General features: G+C 61.9%; 15 protein-coding genes. 6 read left to right on the top strand and 9 right to left on the bottom strand.

Going from position 1 to position 18,934, the window contains the following annotated elements:
• Positions 1 to 7 precede the first annotated feature (7 nt).
• Both LPA34_RS15700 and LPA34_RS15695 read left to right on the top strand, forming a co-directional pair.
• Positions 8 to 460 (top strand): hypothetical protein, encoded by a 453-nt coding sequence (locus LPA34_RS15700; protein WP_324251753.1) that lies wholly within the window; start codon positions 8 to 10, stop codon positions 458 to 460.
• A gap of 929 nt (positions 461 to 1,389) precedes the next feature.
• The gene (locus tag LPA34_RS15695) at positions 1,390 to 3,429 is read left to right on the top strand and encodes an SMP-30/gluconolactonase/LRE family protein (RefSeq protein WP_228979687.1); all 2,040 of its coding nucleotides are present in this window, start codon (positions 1,390 to 1,392) and stop codon (positions 3,427 to 3,429) included.
• Between the two features lie 32 nt (positions 3,430 to 3,461).
• Here LPA34_RS15695 and LPA34_RS15690 read toward each other — a convergent pair whose 3' ends face one another.
• The 3 genes from LPA34_RS15690 to LPA34_RS15680 all read right to left on the bottom strand — a co-directional run bounded on the left by LPA34_RS15690 (position 3,462) and on the right by LPA34_RS15680 (position 6,605).
• On the bottom strand, positions 3,462 to 4,307 hold the full coding sequence (locus LPA34_RS15690) for a carbohydrate ABC transporter permease (protein WP_228979684.1): 846 nt from the start codon (positions 4,305 to 4,307) through the stop codon (positions 3,462 to 3,464).
• On the bottom strand, positions 4,304 to 5,194 hold the full coding sequence (locus tag LPA34_RS15685) for a carbohydrate ABC transporter permease (protein WP_228979683.1): 891 nt from the start codon (positions 5,192 to 5,194) through the stop codon (positions 4,304 to 4,306). The genes LPA34_RS15690 and LPA34_RS15685 overlap by 4 nt, the downstream gene beginning before the upstream one ends.
• 178 nt (positions 5,195 to 5,372) lie before the next feature.
• Positions 5,373 to 6,605 carry an ABC transporter substrate-binding protein gene (locus LPA34_RS15680; RefSeq protein ID WP_228979680.1) on the bottom strand — a complete coding sequence of 411 codons (1,233 nt, stop codon included), beginning with the start codon at positions 6,603 to 6,605 and terminating at the stop codon, positions 5,373 to 5,375.
• Between the two features lie 377 nt (positions 6,606 to 6,982).
• Between LPA34_RS15680 and LPA34_RS15675 the strand changes: the two genes are divergently transcribed.
• From LPA34_RS15675 to LPA34_RS15665, 3 genes are all read left to right on the top strand, one after another.
• Positions 6,983 to 7,756, top strand: a complete 774-nt coding sequence (locus tag LPA34_RS15675; protein ID WP_228979679.1) for an SDR family oxidoreductase — start codon at positions 6,983 to 6,985, stop codon at positions 7,754 to 7,756.
• A 114-nt stretch (positions 7,757 to 7,870) separates the two neighbouring features.
• Positions 7,871 to 8,953, top strand: a complete 1,083-nt coding sequence (locus LPA34_RS15670; RefSeq protein WP_228979678.1) for an ABC transporter ATP-binding protein — start codon at positions 7,871 to 7,873, stop codon at positions 8,951 to 8,953.
• Positions 8,954 to 9,023: 70 nt separating this feature from the next.
• Positions 9,024 to 9,893 carry a MurR/RpiR family transcriptional regulator gene (locus LPA34_RS15665; protein WP_228979676.1) on the top strand — a complete coding sequence of 290 codons (870 nt, stop codon included), beginning with the start codon at positions 9,024 to 9,026 and terminating at the stop codon, positions 9,891 to 9,893.
• Between the two features lie 72 nt (positions 9,894 to 9,965).
• Here LPA34_RS15665 and LPA34_RS15660 read toward each other — a convergent pair whose 3' ends face one another.
• The 5 genes from LPA34_RS15660 to LPA34_RS15640 form a co-directional block, all read right to left on the bottom strand.
• Entirely contained in the window at positions 9,966 to 10,442 is a 477-nt protein-coding gene (locus LPA34_RS15660; protein ID WP_228979674.1) for an Lrp/AsnC family transcriptional regulator, read from the bottom strand.
• A 433-nt stretch (positions 10,443 to 10,875) separates the two neighbouring features.
• Entirely contained in the window at positions 10,876 to 11,784 is a 909-nt protein-coding gene (locus LPA34_RS15655) for a type II toxin-antitoxin system HipA family toxin (RefSeq protein WP_228979671.1), read from the bottom strand.
• 72 nt (positions 11,785 to 11,856) lie between these two features.
• A complete protein-coding gene (locus LPA34_RS15650; RefSeq protein ID WP_228979669.1) occupies positions 11,857 to 12,297 on the bottom strand; it encodes an XRE family transcriptional regulator in 441 nt (146 codons plus the stop codon).
• Positions 12,298 to 12,522: 225 nt separating this feature from the next.
• Positions 12,523 to 14,118, bottom strand: coding sequence for a Na+/H+ antiporter (locus LPA34_RS15645; protein WP_228979667.1), 1,596 nt, complete (start codon positions 14,116 to 14,118; stop codon positions 12,523 to 12,525).
• 150 nt (positions 14,119 to 14,268) lie between these two features.
• Positions 14,269 to 15,504, bottom strand: coding sequence for a PepSY-associated TM helix domain-containing protein (locus LPA34_RS15640; protein WP_228979666.1), 1,236 nt, complete (start codon positions 15,502 to 15,504; stop codon positions 14,269 to 14,271).
• Between the two features lie 312 nt (positions 15,505 to 15,816).
• On the opposite strand from LPA34_RS15640, the gene LPA34_RS15635 reads away from it, so the two are divergent.
• Entirely contained in the window at positions 15,817 to 17,997 is a 2,181-nt protein-coding gene (locus LPA34_RS15635) for a TonB-dependent siderophore receptor (protein ID WP_228979664.1), read from the top strand.
• Positions 17,998 to 18,123: 126 nt separating this feature from the next.
• Here LPA34_RS15635 and LPA34_RS15630 read toward each other — a convergent pair whose 3' ends face one another.
• Positions 18,124 to 18,921, bottom strand: coding sequence for an IclR family transcriptional regulator (locus LPA34_RS15630; RefSeq protein WP_228979658.1), 798 nt, complete (start codon positions 18,919 to 18,921; stop codon positions 18,124 to 18,126).
• Positions 18,922 to 18,934 lie beyond the last annotated feature (13 nt).

Here is an 18,934-nt window from a genome sequence, read left to right as displayed (position 1 = left end):
CTCGGACGTGGTGTTGTTCTTCGATTGCCTAAGAACTTATGCGGAGCAGGCCTACCCGGAGCAGGATTGGGGGCTGCTGACGGATCGTCTGTATCGGCGTTATCTTCGGTTGGATGAACTGGAGGCGGCATCGGCGCTGATGGAGCAGGTGCGGCAGCTCTTTGCGGGGCTGCCGGTGTCGGCGATCGACTGGGATTCGTCGATACTAGGAAATGTTGAGAAGACGTGGCTGGATTCGAACCAGCCGACGTTGGCAGACGTATTCGGAAAATATTTCGTCGACTTCGCACGGTGTGTCGAATCAGCTCGGCTTAACTATGAAAGCTTTAGGACCTATCCAGGATATTCATACGAACCTGTTCGGGTGGTGATCTCCGATCTGCCCGGGTTTGCACGTGACAAAAACAAGCCACTGGCCGAGTACGATGCATTAGAAGGAAAGCCCTTCTGGCTTCAGTGAGCGCTGCCGCAGCATGATAGGCGAGCGCCGGTTATGGTGCCCAGCGAGCCACGACGAGACCCGGCTTCGGCCGGGTTTGTTGCTTCTGTGGCCGATATTGGTTCCGGTCCTGCTGGGCGCAAATCTATTAAATGTTCCTGTGGGTGTGTGCGAGCATCACGGCGCTGTCGTCCGGTTTGCGCAATTCCTGGTTGTTGCACATGCGACACCGGTTCGCTAAGAAGCCCCGCTGCGACTTCTCTGAGGAAGTCCTCGTTGCGAGGCATTTGCTTCGAAGTCTGCATCGCGCTTTGTAGCCACTCGGAGGCGATGCACATTTTCTAAGTGAAGTTTTAGGCCGGACAGCGCCTCTCGGGGTATTCGCGCGTGTCAGTGAACAAGGATGGCGTTGCTGATGGAAAATGTGGGCGCGAGCATTGGAATCATCTGGGATGACGGACGCAATACGATCAATATCGGGCTCGGCAAATATCTTGGTATCTAGCGCGCCTTCCAACACAGCTGCCTGGAGCCAGGCCTTGGCATGATCCGATCCGATATATCAACGTCATCTCTGTTGGGATTGGGGCGGGCGTTCCCTACGTGCCCGCGGTCCTGGGACTATTCCCATAGATCCGACGTTCTCACCTCATGGAACGGGGAAATAAGTGACCAATCCTGACGCTGTCCACCTTTCATCCGTCCAATTTTTCTGCGTTCCTGGCTTGTTCGTAGCGCTTTTGATTGCGGTCCTCAGTGATATTCCGATGATTCCCCGATCCAACCTCTTTTGGGGTTTTTAATGACGAAATACACAATGGAGTTTCGCTCGCAATTGGCCGAGGAATACAACTGGTCGTCACCAGATTTATTCCCAGTGACTACAAGTTTGCTACCGGACGGCTTTCACGAGTATCGTGCCCGCTGTAAAACGCAAAGGGTAAGGACTTATGCTGACCAGAATCGCATCGACCTTAAGCGACAGCTTCGCCCGCTGGATACGAGAGCCGATGTTCTCCGCGCCTTGTCCGGCAGCGGCCTCGATTGTTCCGCATACGCCATGCGCATTGGCTAATAAAAGCATCCGTGCCCTGCTCGCCGCCGTCGTGCTGATCGCGGCAACTGCACCGGAATGTCAGGCGCAGTACACCACTGACTGGCTGGCGAACACGTTTGGGACGAATACGACTTACGTCGGTAACGGTGCGCGTTCCATGTGGGTAGCGCCCGAGGGCGTGATCTATACAGCATCGATGTGGGATGAAAACGAGGGCGGCGTTGCTATCTACCGGAACGGCCAGAGCGCAGGTTCCATCGGGCTGCACAATGATTTCCAGGGCAGCGCCATCACGGGCAATGCAACGTCGATCTTCGCCGCCTTGCAGTTCAGCAGAACGGACGGCGGCGGACGGGTGGGGCGGTACAACCGGACCACGCAAACACGCGACCTCGTCATTCCCGTTAGCGCAACCACGACCGAGGCGCGTGCCGATGTCATCACGGGACTCGCGACATCGGGCGCGCTCCTTTACGCGAGCGACTTTCCTGGCAATCGCGTCCGGGTCTTTAGCACGGATGGCGTCTGGCAGCGGGATATCAATGTTTCAGGTCCTGGTGCGCTCGCGGTGGACGGCGCAGGCAACATCTGGGTTGCGCAGGAAAGTGCTGGCAGGATCGTCGAATTCAGTCCTGCGGGCGCACCTTTGAATACGATCCAGATGTCCGCTGCGTCCCGGCCGTCCGCGCTGTATTTCGACCCGACGACCCGGCAGCTCATGGCGGGCGACAAGGGACCCGACATGAACATCAAGATATTCAGTGCCGTCGGCAGGCCCGTTCAGGTCGGCACATTCGGCATTCAGGGCGGGTATCTCGACACCACGGCTGGCATCAAAGGTCAGGTCGGCGACAAGCGGTTCACCCGCGTTACCGGCATCGGCAAAGACGCCGCTGGCAACCTGTATGTCCTCAACAACCCATGGGGTGGAACCTGGGACCTCGGCCGCAATGGCACCACCGACATTCACGCCTACGACAGCTCGGGTAACCTGCGATGGAAGCTTCAGGCGCTGAACTTCGAAGGCAACGGCGCGCCCGACCCCGCTACAGACGGCGCGTACTTCTATGGCGGTTTCAACGTCTACACCGGCACCGCCGGCGGAACATTCGTAGCGAACACCGTCGATCCGGTCGACTATCCGTCGGATCCACGCATCGCTCTCAACGACGGTCAGCGCGGCCAGCATTTCGGGCAAATCGCCACCGTCGGTGCAAACCGGATTCTTGTAGCATCCGGCCAGAATCCCGGGATTTTCTACTTCTTTCATTTCAACGCGGCCAATGGCTACATCGCAATACCGGACGCCTCGCTACCGGGTACGGCGTTCAATACGACTGCGCCCGTCACGGGCGGATTTTCTCTCGACAGCAATGGAAACATCTGGGCCGGCCTCGACAGGACGAACCATATCTACTACTACCCGCTGACTGGATTCGATGCCGACGGCAAGCCGGCCTGGGGTGCGGCAGTGACGTACTCCACGCCGATGTCCATCAGACCGATGACGCGAATCATCTACCTCGCGGATAGCGACACAATGATCCTGGCGCAAGGCATTGTCGGGAGCACGGACTGGACGTCGATCGGCACGAGGATCGAGGTGTATCACGGCTGGCGCGCGGGAAACCAGAGATCGCCGAACCCGGTGATCAACATCGCCAACCCCAATCCCAAGTCGATCACGGCGGCCGGCAACTATCTGTTTGTCGGATACGTACACACCGTACCCAACATCGACGCGTTCAATCTCAACACAGGCAACCTGGACATGACATTGACCAACACCAGCCCCACCAGCGTGGATGTCGGCAATGACGTGGATTCGATGTATGGCCTCAGGTCATACCTGCGATCGACCGGCGAGTACGTCATCACGAAGGATAACTACAACGAGTCCAGCGTTATTGTTTATCGCTGGACGCCTGGCTGAGCCGGAGCGACAGATTGCTCTGTCGCTCACCCTCACTTCACCGCGCCCAGCGCCAGGCCCTTGACCAGATACCGCTGCAACCACGCGAACACTACCGAAACGGGCAACGTAGCGCACAACGTCGCGGCCATCACAAGATGCCATTCGACGACATACTTGCCCGCCACCATATCCGTCACCTGTACGGTCAACGTCTTGTTCTCCGGCGAACGAATGAGCGTATAGACCACGGCAAACTCATTCCACGCGTTGATGAACGTGAAGATCGCGGTCACGACGATCGCGGGCACCGCGAGCGGCAGGAACACCTTGAAAACCGCCTTCGTCCGGCTGCAGCCCTCGAGCCACGCCGACTCTTCGAGATCGCGCGGCACGGTCTGGAAATACGACGACAGCATCCACACCGCAAACGCGATGTTGAACGCCGCGTAGGAAACGATCACGCCGATCTTCGAATCGACCAGATTGCCGTCGCCATAAGGAATCATCGCGGCAAGCCGGAACAGACCCACTACCAGCAGAATCGGCGAAAGCATCTGCGTGACGAGCAGGAACTGACGATACACGCCGCGTCCCTTGAACGGAAAGCGCGCTAGCGCGTAGGCCGCCGGCAGGCTGACAGCCAGCGCCAGCGCCGTCGAAAGCAGGCTGATCACCGTGCTGTTGCGCAGCGCAACGCCGAAGTTCGCCGCCGTCCACATATCGACGAAGTTTTGCCACTGCCAGTGCACCGGCAGCCAGCGCGCCGGATAAACGAACACTTCGTTAGCAGGCTTGAGCGCGGTGAACAGCATCACCGCGAACGGAAACAGGATCACGATAACCAGCGGCGCAAGCGCGAGCCAGCACCAGAGGGTGCGTTTCATCTTGAGGCTCATGCGAGGTCTCCTGACGATTTCGGCTGAAGGCGCAGATACACCATCGAGAAAATCAGTAGCATGACCAGCATGATGAGCGACACGGCGGCCGCCTGGCCGGGCCGGCCAAGCCTGAAACCAAGTTCATACAGATAGGTCACGAGAATGTGCGTGCCGTTGTCGGGGCCGCCCTGCGTCATCACCCAGATGATCGGGAACGAGTTGAACACGTAAATCACGTTCAGCAGGATCGCCATGTTCACGAACGGACGCAGCAGCGGCAGCGTCAGCTTGCGGAACATTTGCCACGCGCTCGCGCCATCCATGCGCGCGGCTTCGTAAATATCGCCCGGTACCGAAGACAGACCGCCAAGCAGAATCGTCACGGTGAAGGGAATGGATACGAGAATCCCGACCCCGATTTCCACGGCGAACGCGAGCCCCGGCGTGGCGAGCCAGTGAATCGGGCCTGAAATCAGGCCTAAACGCTGCAGCGTCACGTTGACCATGCCGTAGTCGTCGTTGAACGACCAGCGCCAGACAACGGCCGTCATCGTCAGCGAAACGGACCACGGCAACATCACGATCGTGCGCGCAATGCCACGACCGTGGAAATCCTGGTTGAGCACCAGCGCAACCGGCACCGATGCGAGGATCGTGCCGCCTACAACGCACACGGTCCACACAAGCGTGCGGCGCACTACACCGAGAAACACGGGATCGGTAAAGATCGCGTTGAAATTTTCAAGTCCGATGAAGTCGCGGATCGCACCAAAGCGCGATACCTCATGCACGGACTGCCACACGATGCTGAAAACTGGATAGCTGATGATGAAGAGCGCGAGGATCAGACTCGGCGCAATCAGCAACCAGGGCGCCGGAAGGCGGGAAGAAGCGGGACGGCTCATGCGTGCTCGATCAAAAGAGGCGCCGGCCATGATGCAATATCACGCCGGCGCGCCAGAATGGGCCGATCAAGGCGGGGCTCGAACTGCTTCGACTGCTATACGCTACGTTCGCTCAAGCCCGGAAAACAGCAAACGGGCCGCATTCAAAACATGAATCGCTTCGATGCGGCCCGCCGGATCAATGACCCAGCGCCTTGTTCGCCTGCGTGGCCGCGTTGTTCAACGCGTCCGCCGGCTTGGCCTTGCCGAGGTAAATTGCCTGCATCGCGTCGGTCACGGCCTTCGCGGTGTCTTCCCAGCCCGTTACCGTCGGTGCGAACTTCGCGGTCGGCAGCAGCGCGACGAATGCCTTCGTGTCCGGATCGTTGAACACCGGATCGGTCGCTTCAGCCTTCGTCGTCGGCAGGAAACCTTCGGTGCTCGTGAACTCGACACGCGGTTGCTTCGTGAACAGGAAGTCGAGGAACTTCCACGCGTCCTTCTTCACCTTCGAGTTCTTGAACATCACGATCGAATCGGTGACGGCGTACGTGGCAGCCTTCGTGCCCATCGGAATCGGATCGATACCGTACTTGAGCGTCGGCGCTTCCTTCTTGATCTGCTTGGCGAGGAACGGTGCGGAAATCACCATCGCGACGCGGCCCTGCTTGAACAGGTTCTGCACGTCCTCGCGGCTGTAGCCCGTCACGCCCGGTTGCGTCAGGCCTTCGTCGATCATCTGCTTGTACATCGTCGCGGCCTTCACGCCAGCGGGCGAATTGAACGCTGCCTTGCCGTCCTTGCCCAGCACGTCGCCGCCTTCGGTCCACAACGCGTAGTAGAAATACACGTCCGTTTCGATTTCCTTGCCTTGCAGACCGAAGCCGGCCACGCCCCTGGCCTTCAGTTTCTTCGACGCATCGATGACGTCGTTCCACGTCTTCGGGCCGTTCGGATAGCCGACCGAGGCAAGCAGATCCTTGTTGTAGTACAGCGCGCGGGCGGATGCGGCGATCGGCAGGCCGTAGGTCTTGCCGCCGATCTCGCTCGGTGCGAGGAACGGGCCGATGAAGCGCGACTTGAACGACGCGTCCATGTAGCCGTCGAGCGGCTCAGCCACGTCGTCCTTCACGAAATCCAGCAGCCAGCGCGTGCCGACGATGGCCAGATCGGCGTTGGCGTTGCCCGAGATGTCCGTCTGCAGCTTTTGTTGCAAGGTGTCCCAGTTCACGTCTTCGATCTTGATCGTGGTGCCGGGATTGGCCTTTTCGAACTCCTTGGCCATTTTCTCGAAGTACGGCGCGGTCGAATCGCTGTAGTGGGCAACGGTCACCCGGACCGTATCGGCCTGTGCCGACATTGCGATACCGGCGAGGGTAAGCGCAACGGCCAGCTTGCCGAGCGTAAGTGAAGCACGTGCATGCAACGACATTTTCGTCTCTCCTGGGGTGGTCTGCCGCCGTAGCCGGCTGCTGGGTTTGGATTGTTTGAAAAAATCCTACAGGACGAAAAAATAGTTGTCACGTAGGGTTCGCCATATTTTTTATCCAGGCACTTTGTGCTTAATATGCTGTAAAGAAGGCATATTTGTGCGGTGCAGGAATGCGCCGGGCAAAAGCCGGATGCGCAGGAAAGCCCGCCAGGCGCCGTGTTTGTAGGAAATTTACAGGCGTCGTAAGGTAAAAACAACGAGTGGCCGCGGCCTTCGCAAAAGATGCGGCAGGCACGAATCAGGGAGCAGTTTTACGGGCAGTCAAGGCGTCGCCGGATGAGAAACGGCGCGCAAAGGCAACATCGGCGAGGACGGACATGAAGCGCGTGGTCTTGGTGACGGGTGCCTGCGGCGGAATCGGCAGGGTGTTGTGCAAACGCTTCGTGGAACAGGGCGATACGGTGCTGGCGCTCGATATCGACGCGACCGCGCTTGCCGCGCTGGCCGCTGAGCTCGGTGCCGCGCATGTCACGCCAGTGGCGGTCGACATCGGCGACGCCGCGGCGGTGAACGACGCGGTGGCGAAGGCCGTGGCGGAGCGCGGGCCGGTCGACGTGGTGGTCGCCAACGCGGGCGCGGCCGAAGGCCTGACGCTCGCGAAAACCGACGCCGCCAGCTGGCAGCGCGACGTCCATCTGAATCTGAACGGCACGTATCACACGGTCGAAGCGGTGCGCACGGCGATGATCGAGCGCGAGCGCGGTGTGCTCGTGCTGATCGGCTCGGTGAACGGCATGGCATCGCTTGGGCACCCCGCGTATAGCGCGGCCAAGGCGGGTCTCATCAGTTATACGAAGGCGCTTGCGCTGGAACTGGGGCGCTACGGCATCCGCGCGAACATCGTCTGCCCGGGCACGGTCAAGACGCAGGCGTGGCAGGCGCGCGTCGACAAGAACCCGCAGGTTTTCGAGGCGCTCAAGAAATGGTATCCGCTGCGCGACTTCGCGACGCCTGACGATATCGCCGACGCGGTGCTGTTCCTGGCGTCGCCGGCAGCGCGGGTGATCACCGGCGTGGCGTTGCCGGTGGACGGCGGCCTGATGGCGGGCAACCGCATGATGGCGGAGGAACTGACGCTGGAGCAGTTCTAGGCCAAAGCCCGGTTCCAAAGATTAAAGCGGCTAAAGCGGCTAAAGCAGTTAAAGCAGTTCGAACGATGAACGTCGCGCATCACACGCGGCGCTCTGGATCCTGACGAGGACAGCATGGCAGCAGTGCAACTGAGCGGCATTTTCAAGCGCTACGGCGATACGCAGGTCGTGCATGGCATCGACCTTCATATCGAAGACGGCGAGTTCGTCGTGCTGGTCGGCCCTTCGGGCTGCGGCAAGAGCACGCTGATGCGCATGGTGGCCGGTCTCGAGGAGATCAGCGGCGGCGATCTGATGATCGGCGGCACGCGGGCGAATGCGCTTGCGCCGCAGGAACGCAATATTTCGATGGTGTTCCAGAGCTACGCGCTTTATCCGCATCTGTCGGTGTACGAAAACATCGCGTTCGGGCCGCGCATCCGCAAGGAATCGGAGAAGAATTTCAAACCGCGTATCGAGTCGGCCGCGAAGATGCTGAATCTCGGCAGCTATCTGGACCGTCTGCCGCGCGCGCTCTCGGGCGGCCAGCGTCAGCGTGTGGCGATGGGCCGCGCGGTGGTGCGCGAGCCGTCGCTGTTTCTGTTCGACGAACCGCTGTCGAACCTCGACGCCAAACTGCGTGTGCAGATGCGCACGGAAATCAAGGCGCTGCATCAACGCCTGAAGAACACGATCATCTACGTCACGCACGACCAGATCGAAGCGATGACGATGGCCGACCGTATCGTCGTGATGAACGCGGGCCGCATCGAGCAGGTGGGCCGTCCGCTTGAACTTTACGATCGTCCGGCGAACCTGTTTGTCGCGAGCTTCCTCGGCTCGCCTTCGATGAATTTCGCGGAAGGCTCGATCGTGCAGGGCGACCTGGGCTTCGCGCTCGCGCTTTCCGACGGTCACGTGATTCCGCTGCCGGAGGCGGCGAAAGCGTATGCGGCGCCGGGCGCGCGCGTGACGCTCGGCATCCGGCCGGAGCACATCGAAACGGATACCGCGGCGCACACGGGCGTGGCGATGGAAGTGGAAGTCGTCGAGCCGACGGGTGCGGAAACCCATCTGTACGGGCAAATTGGCGGCAGCACGTGGTGTGTCACGACGCGTCAGCGCTCGACGATCGAGCCTGGCCAGCGTGTCGGGCTTGGGCTGCCGGCCCGACATCTGCATCTGTTCGACACGCAAAGTGGTGCCAGGCTTGGCTGAATCCGCGTGTTGCCGGAGCCGTCGGAGCAATGACGGAACGCGGAGTTTTTAACCCAACAGGAACACACGGGTGTCCGCTCCGAACCTGATTCCCCATATTCGCAACGCGCTTGCGTCGCTGCGGCCGGCCGAACGCAAGGTCGCCGACATGGTGCTCGGCGACGTCGACTTCGCGATGCGCGCCAGCATCACCGAACTCGCGCAGCGCGCCGACGTCTCGGAGCCTTCGGTTACGCGCTTTTGCCGCGCGATCGGCGCACACGGGCTGCGCGACTTCAAGATGCTGCTTGCGCAGAGCGTCGCGGGCGGGCTGCCGTATGCATCGACGGCCGTCGCGCGTGACGACGACCTGCAGACGCTCTTCGACAAGGTTAGCGAAGCAGCAGTACAAGGCATCACGCATGCGCGCGGCGCACTGGAGCCCTCGGCGGTCGAAGCGGCGATTTCGGCGATCGCCACGGCCCGGCGCGTGTATTTCTTCGGCGTCGGTTCGGGCTCCGGGCTCGCGGTGCAGGACGCGGCGCTACGTTTTCTGCGACTCGACATCGCGGCGAGCGCTTTCACCGACGGTCATCTGCAACGGCTTTACGCGGGTCTGATGGAACCCGGCGACATCGCGTTCGCGATCTCGCATTCGGGACGCAGCGTCGAAGTCAACGAAAGCATCCAGATCGCGAAGGAGCGCGGCGCCACGACGATCGGCCTGACGAACGTCGGCTCGCGTCTCGCGTGGCTCGTGGACATTCCGTTGCTCCTGCGCGTGCCAACCGCGATCGATCCCAATACGCCAGGCGTGTCGCGCATCGTGCATCTGTGCATCATGGATGCGCTTGCCATCGGCGTTGCACTAAGACTTGGACCGAAGACGCTTGAGAAGATGCGGCATGCCAAAGCCAGGCTGTCGCAGGAAGCCGGGCCGCCTTCCACTGACGCGCCTTGACGCATCGTTCGGCTGTGGCTTTCGGTCCGGATGCGCTTCGCGATCACGCGAAAGACCGGCCGGAACGCGACGTCAGGTGATCTGCACCGACGGCACGCTCTTCATGCAGCGCAGCGCGAACATCGACCGGCTGTGGCGAATGCCGGCGATGCTGTAGAGCTTCTCGCGCAGAAAGCGCTCATATCCCGCCGTACCGTCGACGGCGACTTTCACCAGGTAGTCGTATTCGCCCGAGACCAGATACGCCTCCAATACTTCCGGCAGCATCGCCAGTTCGGCACCGAAGCGGGCAAGGGCGTTGTCGTCGTGACGGTCCAGCGTGACTTCGAGCAACACGACATCGGCGAAGCCGAGCTTCGCGCTATCCAGCAGCGCCACATAGCCGCGAATGTAGCCGTCGGATTCCAGTTGCCGCGTGCGGTTCCAGCAGGCGGTCGTGGACATGCCGACCAGTTCCGCCATCTCCGCGTTCGAGAGCCGGGCGTTCCTTTGCAGTTCGCGCAGGATCTTGCGGTCCTGACTGTCCAGTGGACGGTTTCGCGTGCTCATGATGGATCGGCGGAAGATTATTCAGATGCCAATCATTCTAGCGGAAGAACGTTTCGGCTTGACGGCAAAATGGCGGGCAATCAGGAAGCCTTTACAGGGGCGCGCCGGGTATATTTTCTACATTGCTTTCAAGCCCGGACAGCCGCGCGGACCAACATACCTGCGCCGGCCGCCCGCCGTAGCCACCCGCTACGGGATCGGATGTCGTGTCGCCTTACCGTGGGCGACGCAGGAGCGCGCTTCGACGTTACCGCGTCGGACGTGGCGCCCAGCGGGTACGAAGGCATGTTCTCTTTTTCCTCTGCTGTTTCCTTCCCGCTTTCCTTTCTTCCCACGCTTTTAACCAGCACCCGCCCGCCAGGTCCACACGCCTTCACGCGAACGTCGCAATTCGACGATCGACAGCGGCGCGATCCCGATCCGTCCGAACGACTTAGCCGGCGCGCCGCGTTGCCGCCCGCTTTTCGTCAGACTTGGGCGTGACCAGTAGTGAGTGGTTTTTTTCGTGGTAGTCGGTGTTATCGACGAGGATATTGAAAACCATTCGACGAAATAGCTCCGCCATCTCCCGCCTGTTTTCGTCATCCGTGGTTCGACCCAGCCGGCGCAGCAGTTGCGCAAGACCGGGATAACTCAAGTCGGGTTGTTCCGTCTCTGGCGTTGCTGCTCGCAGGGCTGTGCCGGCCGATATGCAGTGCATGCGCCTGACACCCTTCCGGTCGAATCGCCGAACCGCAATAGCGTTCTCACCGGATAGCGGCACCAGCCGCGTTTCTGCAACGGTGATACCCGCCTTCGCACAAAGAGTCATCGTAGCGTGTTCGACAAGAGGCACATCGATCGGCTCATTGTTAAAAAACTTGATGACCCACTGTTCTCCATCGATTTCTATCAGCGCCTTCGGCTTTGCGCCGCCGAAGCTGCCTCCGGACGCGACCATCGTTCTCTCTATCGACGTGATGGGCTCTTTTGCATTTATTTTGGAGACGATTTCGCTTAGCGCCTGCGCGTTCTGGAGCCGGGGCAAAGGCCCCACCGTGCGAGGCAGATAGTTTTTTTCCGATGTCGATACGCCCATGGCGCCAAAACGTTCATCGCCGGCAAAGTACAGGTACTCCATCAGAGACAAACGTCGAGGCCTGTCGATGTACTGAATAACTCGCTCGCCCCATCGGTCAGGCCGCGCGTCATCGACGGCACCGACTGCGACCCCCCTGGCACGAGGGAGATGTTCAATATCGACCAAAGGCAGGTCCTCGCTCAGCGGGAATCCGGATTTCAGCCAGGAACTCGCGTATCTGAGCGAAACCCCCTTGTCGACCAGTTTGAGTTCGCCGACCATGCGAGGCGAGTCGGGGTCCTCCAGTAACCAGACGAAGAGTTCGTCAAATCGCGTGCCGGCACTTTTTGGCACTCAGCCACCTCGCTTTTCCTTGCGTTTTTGCCGCGACTCCGCGGATGCCTGCGCGCGGGATTTTCCGAGCGCAACCGCTTCTCTCACATCCAGCTCCAACGCTCCCCGGTCTTTTTCCGGAGCCGCCAGTTCAGCGAGCGCACCGTCTCGACCGATGAGCCAGAGGGCCGTGGCGTAAATGCCTATTCCCACGCCAGGCTCTCCTGCCTCGAGGCGCATCAGGGTCGGAACAGAGACACCGAGTCTTGACGCCCACGAAACGAGTGATTCCTTCCTGCGCAGGCGCGCTACGGCCAGGTCCGCCCCCAATCGCTCAAGGGCCGCTATGGTGGCCTGAGGCATTTGCAGCACGGCTACAGAGGTCTTTGGCATAACAAAGATCATAGTGAAACAGGCAATTTCATGCAAATCTTTATTAATAATATCTTTGGATATTGCCACGAGGCGAGCGGGTGGAGGCTCTGGCGCAATACTTTTCAACCTGGAAACGTGACGGGTTTCCTGTCTTAAAATTAACAAAGATATTCATGAAAATCGCAATTCCATAAACATCTTTTTAAGATTTTCATCGATGGGTTCCTGATCGGTATGGCTGTGCCGCGGTCGCCGGATAGTCAAAGTTCGGCCATCGGGGTGACTTGTTGAAGTTCATCCGGCAACTCGCGCTTATCCGCGCGCGAGACGCGCCGACACTTCCTGCAAATCGAGATCCTGTTCGAGCGCGCACAGCAGCTCGTCGTGGATCAATCCTTCGCGACGCATCCGCAGCAGTTCGACGCGGCCGGCCGCGATCGCCGTCAGCACGACGTCGTAATGCGCGGCCCGCAGGTCGGCGGGGAATTCAGTCTGGTCCTGATACGAGTTCGTGAGACGCGCGCGGTAGCTGTACTGTTCGAGCAGGCGCGGGTGAATCACGGTGCCATCCGCATCGTGAACCAGCGGCTGGATCGCGGTGAACTGCGCGGCTTCGACGTGCGCCCACGCCTGCGGCTCCGTCAGATGACGGGGGTTCCGTTCGGCCCGCTGCTCGGGGCCAAGCCAGCGGATCAGCGGTCCGATCGTCGTGCCCTGCACGAGCACCGTCACGAGGATCACGGCGAACGAGGCGACGAGAATCAGGTCGCGCCCCGGCATTTCATCCGGCAGCGACAACGCGACGGCCAGCGTCACCACGCCGCGCATGCCGGCCCAGCTCTTGATCGTGGCGGCGCGCCAGTCGGTCGCATGGGCGCCCTTGCGCATGCGCCGGTGCAGCACGCCGTGCAGCCCGTCGACGGCGAACACCCACACGAAGCGCGACACCACGACGGTACCGACCACGGCTGCGGTCGCCGGCGCCAGCGTTGCCAGCGCATCGCCGACGCCGCCAAGCCGCACGATCACGCCGCGCAGCGAGATGCCGATCAGGATGAAGACCAGCGCCTCGAGCAGAAAGATCATCACCTGCCAGAACGCCGTGCCGCGAATGCGTGCGTTGGCGGAGAGGATTTCGTGCTGATGCCAGCCAAGCGCCATGCCGCAGGTGACCGTCGCGATGACACCGGAGACTTCGAGCATTTCGCCCGCGATATAGCTGATCCATCCGGCGAGCACCGAGCCCGTGATGACGAGATACAGCTCGCCGGAGTCGTTCAGAAAGCGCAGCAGCCTGACGAAGAGCCACCCGGTGGCCAGACCGACCGCGATGCCGCCGAGCCCGAGAAGCGCGAAGCTCGCGATGGCGTGCGGCGCGCTGAACACGCCGGTCAACGCGGCCGCGACGGCGAAGCGGAACAGCACGAGGCCGGCCGCGTCGTTCAACAGGCTTTCGCCTTCCAGCAGCACCATCAGGCGGCGCGGCAGCGCGACGCGTTCGAGCACGGCCTTCGCCGCGACGGCGTCAGGCGGCGAGACGATCGCGCCCAGCGCGAAGCAGGCGGCGAGCGGCAGCGCGGGCACCGCGAGATGCACGATCAGGCCGACGACGAGCGTCGTGAACGCGACCGCGCCGATCGCCAGCAGCAGGATGCCGACGAGATCGCGCCGGAACTCGTCCCACACGGAGAACCATGCGCCGTCCATCAGGAGCGGCGGCAGGAACACGATCAGCACGAGCGCCGGATCGAGATTGACGGGCGGCAGGCCCGGCACGAACGCCATGCCCATGCCGCCGATCAGCAACGCGGCGGCGGGTGGCAGACGCAGGCGTTTGGCGAGCAGTTCGAGCCCGATGATCGCGATGAGCGAAAGCAGTACCAGTTTGAATGCGGCAACAGAAGACATGAGATGACCTGGATGTCGATGGCGAAGTCGCGTGGAAGGCGGCACGGCGTGCCCGCGTATTAAGCCACAGCGCTTCGACGAACAGGGTGCTCGCGCGCGTCGTCGCGTTTCAGGATCGCAGCGCGAAGTGCCGCATGGACGCAGCGGCGCTCAGGACTGCGCCGCGGACTCCCGCGTGACGCGCGAACGCGCGGCGGCCGCTGCCGCTGCCGCGGAGCGACGCCGGGCGCCGAGCTTCTTCAGCCAGATCATCAGGCCTGTTGCGCTCAGCACGGCCACCGCGATGCCGATGAAGCTCATCATGATCCGTCCGCCGATGCCGAGGATGCGGCCCGAATGCAGCGGGAATTGCGCCTGCATGAAGATATCGCCGGCTGAGCCCTTGCCCGGAATCGATCCGCCCGCGAGCTTGCCGGTGTTCGCGTTGTAGTACAGCCATGCGTTGCCGAGACCGGCGTCGCCGTGATCGTGGCCCGGCGCGAAGAAGCCCACGCCGTATGCGTTGAATGACGGCACGTAATACAGCGCGCCCGGCGGCGCGGCGAGGCCCCGCTCGCGGCCGGCGGCTTCGGCCATCTGCACGATGCGTTCGGGTGTGAGCGGCGCCTGGCCCGGTGTGCCCTTGCGCATCAATGCGGGGTTGTTGAAGGGCGTCGGTTCGAGCGTCGATACGGTCGAAAGAACCGGCCGCACGACCGGGTCGGACAGATTCATCGATATCGAAGTCAGCGCGACGATCGCGAGCACGCCCCAGATCCAGACGCCGCCCGAGCGATGCAGATCGAACGTGAGCGCGTAGCCGCCGCGTCCGACGCGAAACGCGAACGACTTGCGCCACGCCTTCACGCTCGGGAACGACAGCACGAGCGCGATCACGCTGTCGAACAGCCACACGATGCCGACGATGCCCATCAGCCAGGTGCCCGTATCGAAGCTGCCCATGAACGGCAGATGCAGGGTGTAGTGCAGCTTGTAGATGAACGGAATCAGGTTGATCCGCGCGATGGAGACCGCGCCCCATTCGCGACGCCCCTGAATCTCGCCGGTGGCGGGATCGACGGCCAGCTGGTTGAAGCCGAGCGCATACGGCTGGCCGGTCTTCGGATCGGTGCGCGGCAGCACCATCATCTGTAGCGTCTTGCCGGGTTCGACGCCGAGCGGCAGATACGTCACGTCAAAGCGCGGATCGGCCGCCTCGATGCGTTTTGCGAGTTCCAGCGAAGGCAGCGCCGGCCCCTGCGTGCGTGCGTTGAAGAACATCGGGTTCAGTGCCGCGTCGAGTTCATGATCCCATGCGATCAGCGCGCCGGTCAGCCCGGCGACGAACAGGAACAGCGCCGTCACGACGCCCATCCAGCGATGCAGGCGGACGAGCAGCGGCCTCATGTCGTGCGGGAGGTTGCGCGGACGCGCACGGGCTGGACGGTAAAAGGGCGCGCGACGGAAAACACGGGAAATCGGCTCTGTTCGTAAATAAGAATGATTCGCATTTTAGCGACTGATGGCCTCGGCCGCAAGTTGTCCGTAAGCGGCTGCTTACCCCGTCGGCGCGGAAGGCATTCCGCTTTGCCTGGCCAGTCGGCTAGCCAGCCGCGCCGCAAGGTAGTTTACAAATCCCCTGGTTTGCCGGCAGAATCCCTGTTTTTGTAAATGCGAACTATTCGTATTCGCGCGGGAAAATTGAGCCACGGGGAAATAATGAAAAATGCGGTGCGCAGGACGGGCGGATTCAGAAAAGCGGTGACGGTTAAACCGTTGCACGTTGCAGCGGTGCTGATGTTCGCGGCGAGTCATGCCGCACTGGCGCAGCAGGACGCCGGAGCGGGAAGTCCAGCGCCCGCTTCGGGCGAACAGGTTCTCCCCGCCGTGAAGGTCAGTTCCCAGAGCGCACGCGACGACACCGGCCAGCATCTCGAGCGTGACGTCAGCAGCGGTGCGCTGGGTTCGCGTTCGCAACTCGACACGCCGTATTCGACGACGGTCGTCACCGGCCAGGAACTGATGGATCGTCAGGCCAACAAGCTCGGCGACGTCTTCGCGCAGGATGCATCGGTTTCGGACAACAGCAATCCGTACAACGCGTGGGCCTCGTACGTGACGGTGCGCGGCATGCAGCTCGACTGGCAGAACGGCTTCAAGATCGACGGTCAGCCGTTCAACGCCTATGGCATCACGTTGCCCTACGAACAGCTGGAAAGCGTCGAACTATTGAAAGGCCTGTCCGGCTTCATGTACGGGTTTGGCTCGCCGGGCGGCGTCGTCAACTACGTGACCAGAAAGCCGCCGGTTTCCGGCACGCCGATCCGCAGCGTCGACGTCGGATACCGCTCGACCGCGATCTGGTCGGAGCATCTCGATCTGGGCGGGCGCGTCGGTCCGGATAACATGTTCGGCTACCGCTTCAACGCGACGCATGAAGAAGGCAAGACCTACAACGATGGCAACGTGCGGCGCGACGCGTTCTCGCTTGCCGCGGACGCGCGCCTGACCCGCGACCTGACGGCGACGTTCGGCGCGCTGTATCAGGAACGCCACGCGTCGGGCATCACGACAGCGCTCTCCACGGCGCTGTATGACGGCACATCGCTGCCGGGACGCATCAGCGGCGGCAGCAGCAACCTGATCACGCCCGACCAGCATCTGAACACGAACCTGCAGCTCTACACCGGCGGCCTGCACTACAACCTGAACCAGGACTGGACCGTCAGCGCGACGTACAGCTTCAGCAAGAGTACGCGCGACCGTAATGAGAGCACGTTCTATCTGCTCGATCCGTCCGGCGATTACTCCGATACGCGCTTCCAGGGCAAGGAAGGCCACATGCTCAGCGCGTGGCAGGTGATGGCGGAAGGTAACGTCAGGACCGGTCCGCTCCAGCATCAGCTCGTGTTCGGCGGCGCGTACCAGAAGCAGACGAACGACTACGGCGCCAACAGCTTCTACGGCCCGATCGGTGTCGGCAATATCCACGAGCCGAACACGAACCGATACGACAGCAGCGGCTTTTATACCTATCGCGACAGCGACATCACGCAGAAGGCGCTCTTCGCCAGCGACACGATCCAGCTGACACAACGCTGGTCGGTGCTCGGCGGCGTGCGCTATACGAACTACGAGCAGCACGGCTACACCGTCAGTGGCGCGACCGCATCGACGTATTCGCAGAACGGCGTGCTGACGCCGTCCGTCGCGGTGATGTTCAGGCTCGCGCCGACCACCACGCTGTATGCGAGCTACGTCGAGTCGCTCGAACCTGGCAGGGTGGTGAACGAGGCCTACGCAAACGGCGGCGAACTGCTCAAGCCGCTGCGCAGCAAGCAGTACGAGGTCGGTGTGAAGAGCGATCATGACCGCTGGAGCGCGACTGCCGCACTGTTTCGCATCGAACGCGGCGCGCAGTACGCGAACAGCGCCAACGTCTACGTGCAGGATGGCGAGTCGATCTTTCAGGGTATCGAAGCCGGAACCGACGTGCGCCTGGGCAACAACTGGACTGTCGGTGGCGACCTGATGTGGATCGCGACGCACTACGAGAAGGGGTCGACTAACGACGGCAACCGCGTCGCCGGCGCACCCGGTTTTGTCGCGGCTGCGCACGTGTACTACGCAGTGCCGTACGTGCCGGGTCTGAAGATCGGCGCGGATGCCAAGTTCACCGGCAATACGCCCGTGCGGCCGTCGGGCGATCTGAACGCGCCAGGCTACATGCTGGTGAATCTGGGCGCGACGTATTCGACACGTATCGCCGGACACGGCGTGTCGGTGCGCGCGGCGATCGACAACCTGACCAACCGGCGTTACTGGGAATACCAGTACGCGGACTACATCACGCCGGGCGAGCCGCGCACGCTGTCGCTGAACGCGCGTTTCGACTTCTGACGTAACAGCGGGTCGCAAGGCTGTTGTCACAAAGGTCGCCGGCAACGACGACACGCCCGTCACCGGACCTTCGTGACCAGTCGTGATGCCACGAAGCGACGCGTTGCCCGCCGCAACGGGGAAGCGCTACAGGCCGGCCGCCTGGCGCAAACCCGCCGCGGCCTCGACATTGGCGACCATCGCGATGAGCCGTGGCGCGACGTCGTCGAGCAGCGCGCGCGCCTGTGGCGTGTGATCCATCACGCCACAGTTGAACACGAACGTTTCCGAGTCGACCGGCGCACACAGCGGCACCGCGATGCCGTATACGTTCTTCTGCATGTCGCCGTGCGATACGCACACACCGAGTTCGGCATAGTCGCGCATCGCCTGATCCAGTTGCGGCCGGTACCGCTGCCATTGATCCGGCACGCCGACGCGTAGCTGGTTCAGCGCCACTTCGCGTTCTTCGGGGCCGACGCCCGCCAGCCATGCCCGTCCCATTGCCATGCGCAGAACCGGATGGGCCGCGCCGACGTCGGGCCGCGCGTCGGAGCGTTTGTCCGCCGAGCAGCTTTCGATGTAGACCATGTTCGCCTGGTCGCGCATGCCGAGCGAAACGGCGCCGCGTATCTGCATCGCGAGTTCGCGCATGAACGGCCGCGCGATCTGGCGGATGCGCATGCCGGCCAGCAGCGGATAGCCCATCGACAGCACGCCGCCACCGAGCCGGTACTTGCGCGCCTCGACGTCGTGACGCAGATAGCCGAGCTCCGTCAACGTGAAGGCCAGCCGCGAAACCGTGGCTTTGGACAGCCCCGTGCGTTCGACAAAATCACGATTGCCCAGCATCTTTTCGCCGGGAAGAAAGCAGCGCAGTATTTCGAGCCCGCGCGCCAGCGTGACGGCGAACTGGCGGTCATCGTCGTCAGGCAGCGCGAACATGGCGGGACTCCTT

This window comes from Paraburkholderia gardini, from assembly GCF_907164575.1.
Taxonomy (GTDB): Bacteria; Pseudomonadota; Gammaproteobacteria; order Burkholderiales; family Burkholderiaceae; genus Paraburkholderia; species Paraburkholderia gardini.
Note: the sequence above shows the minus strand (reverse complement) of the source record. Positions and strands in the feature narration are given on the sequence as shown.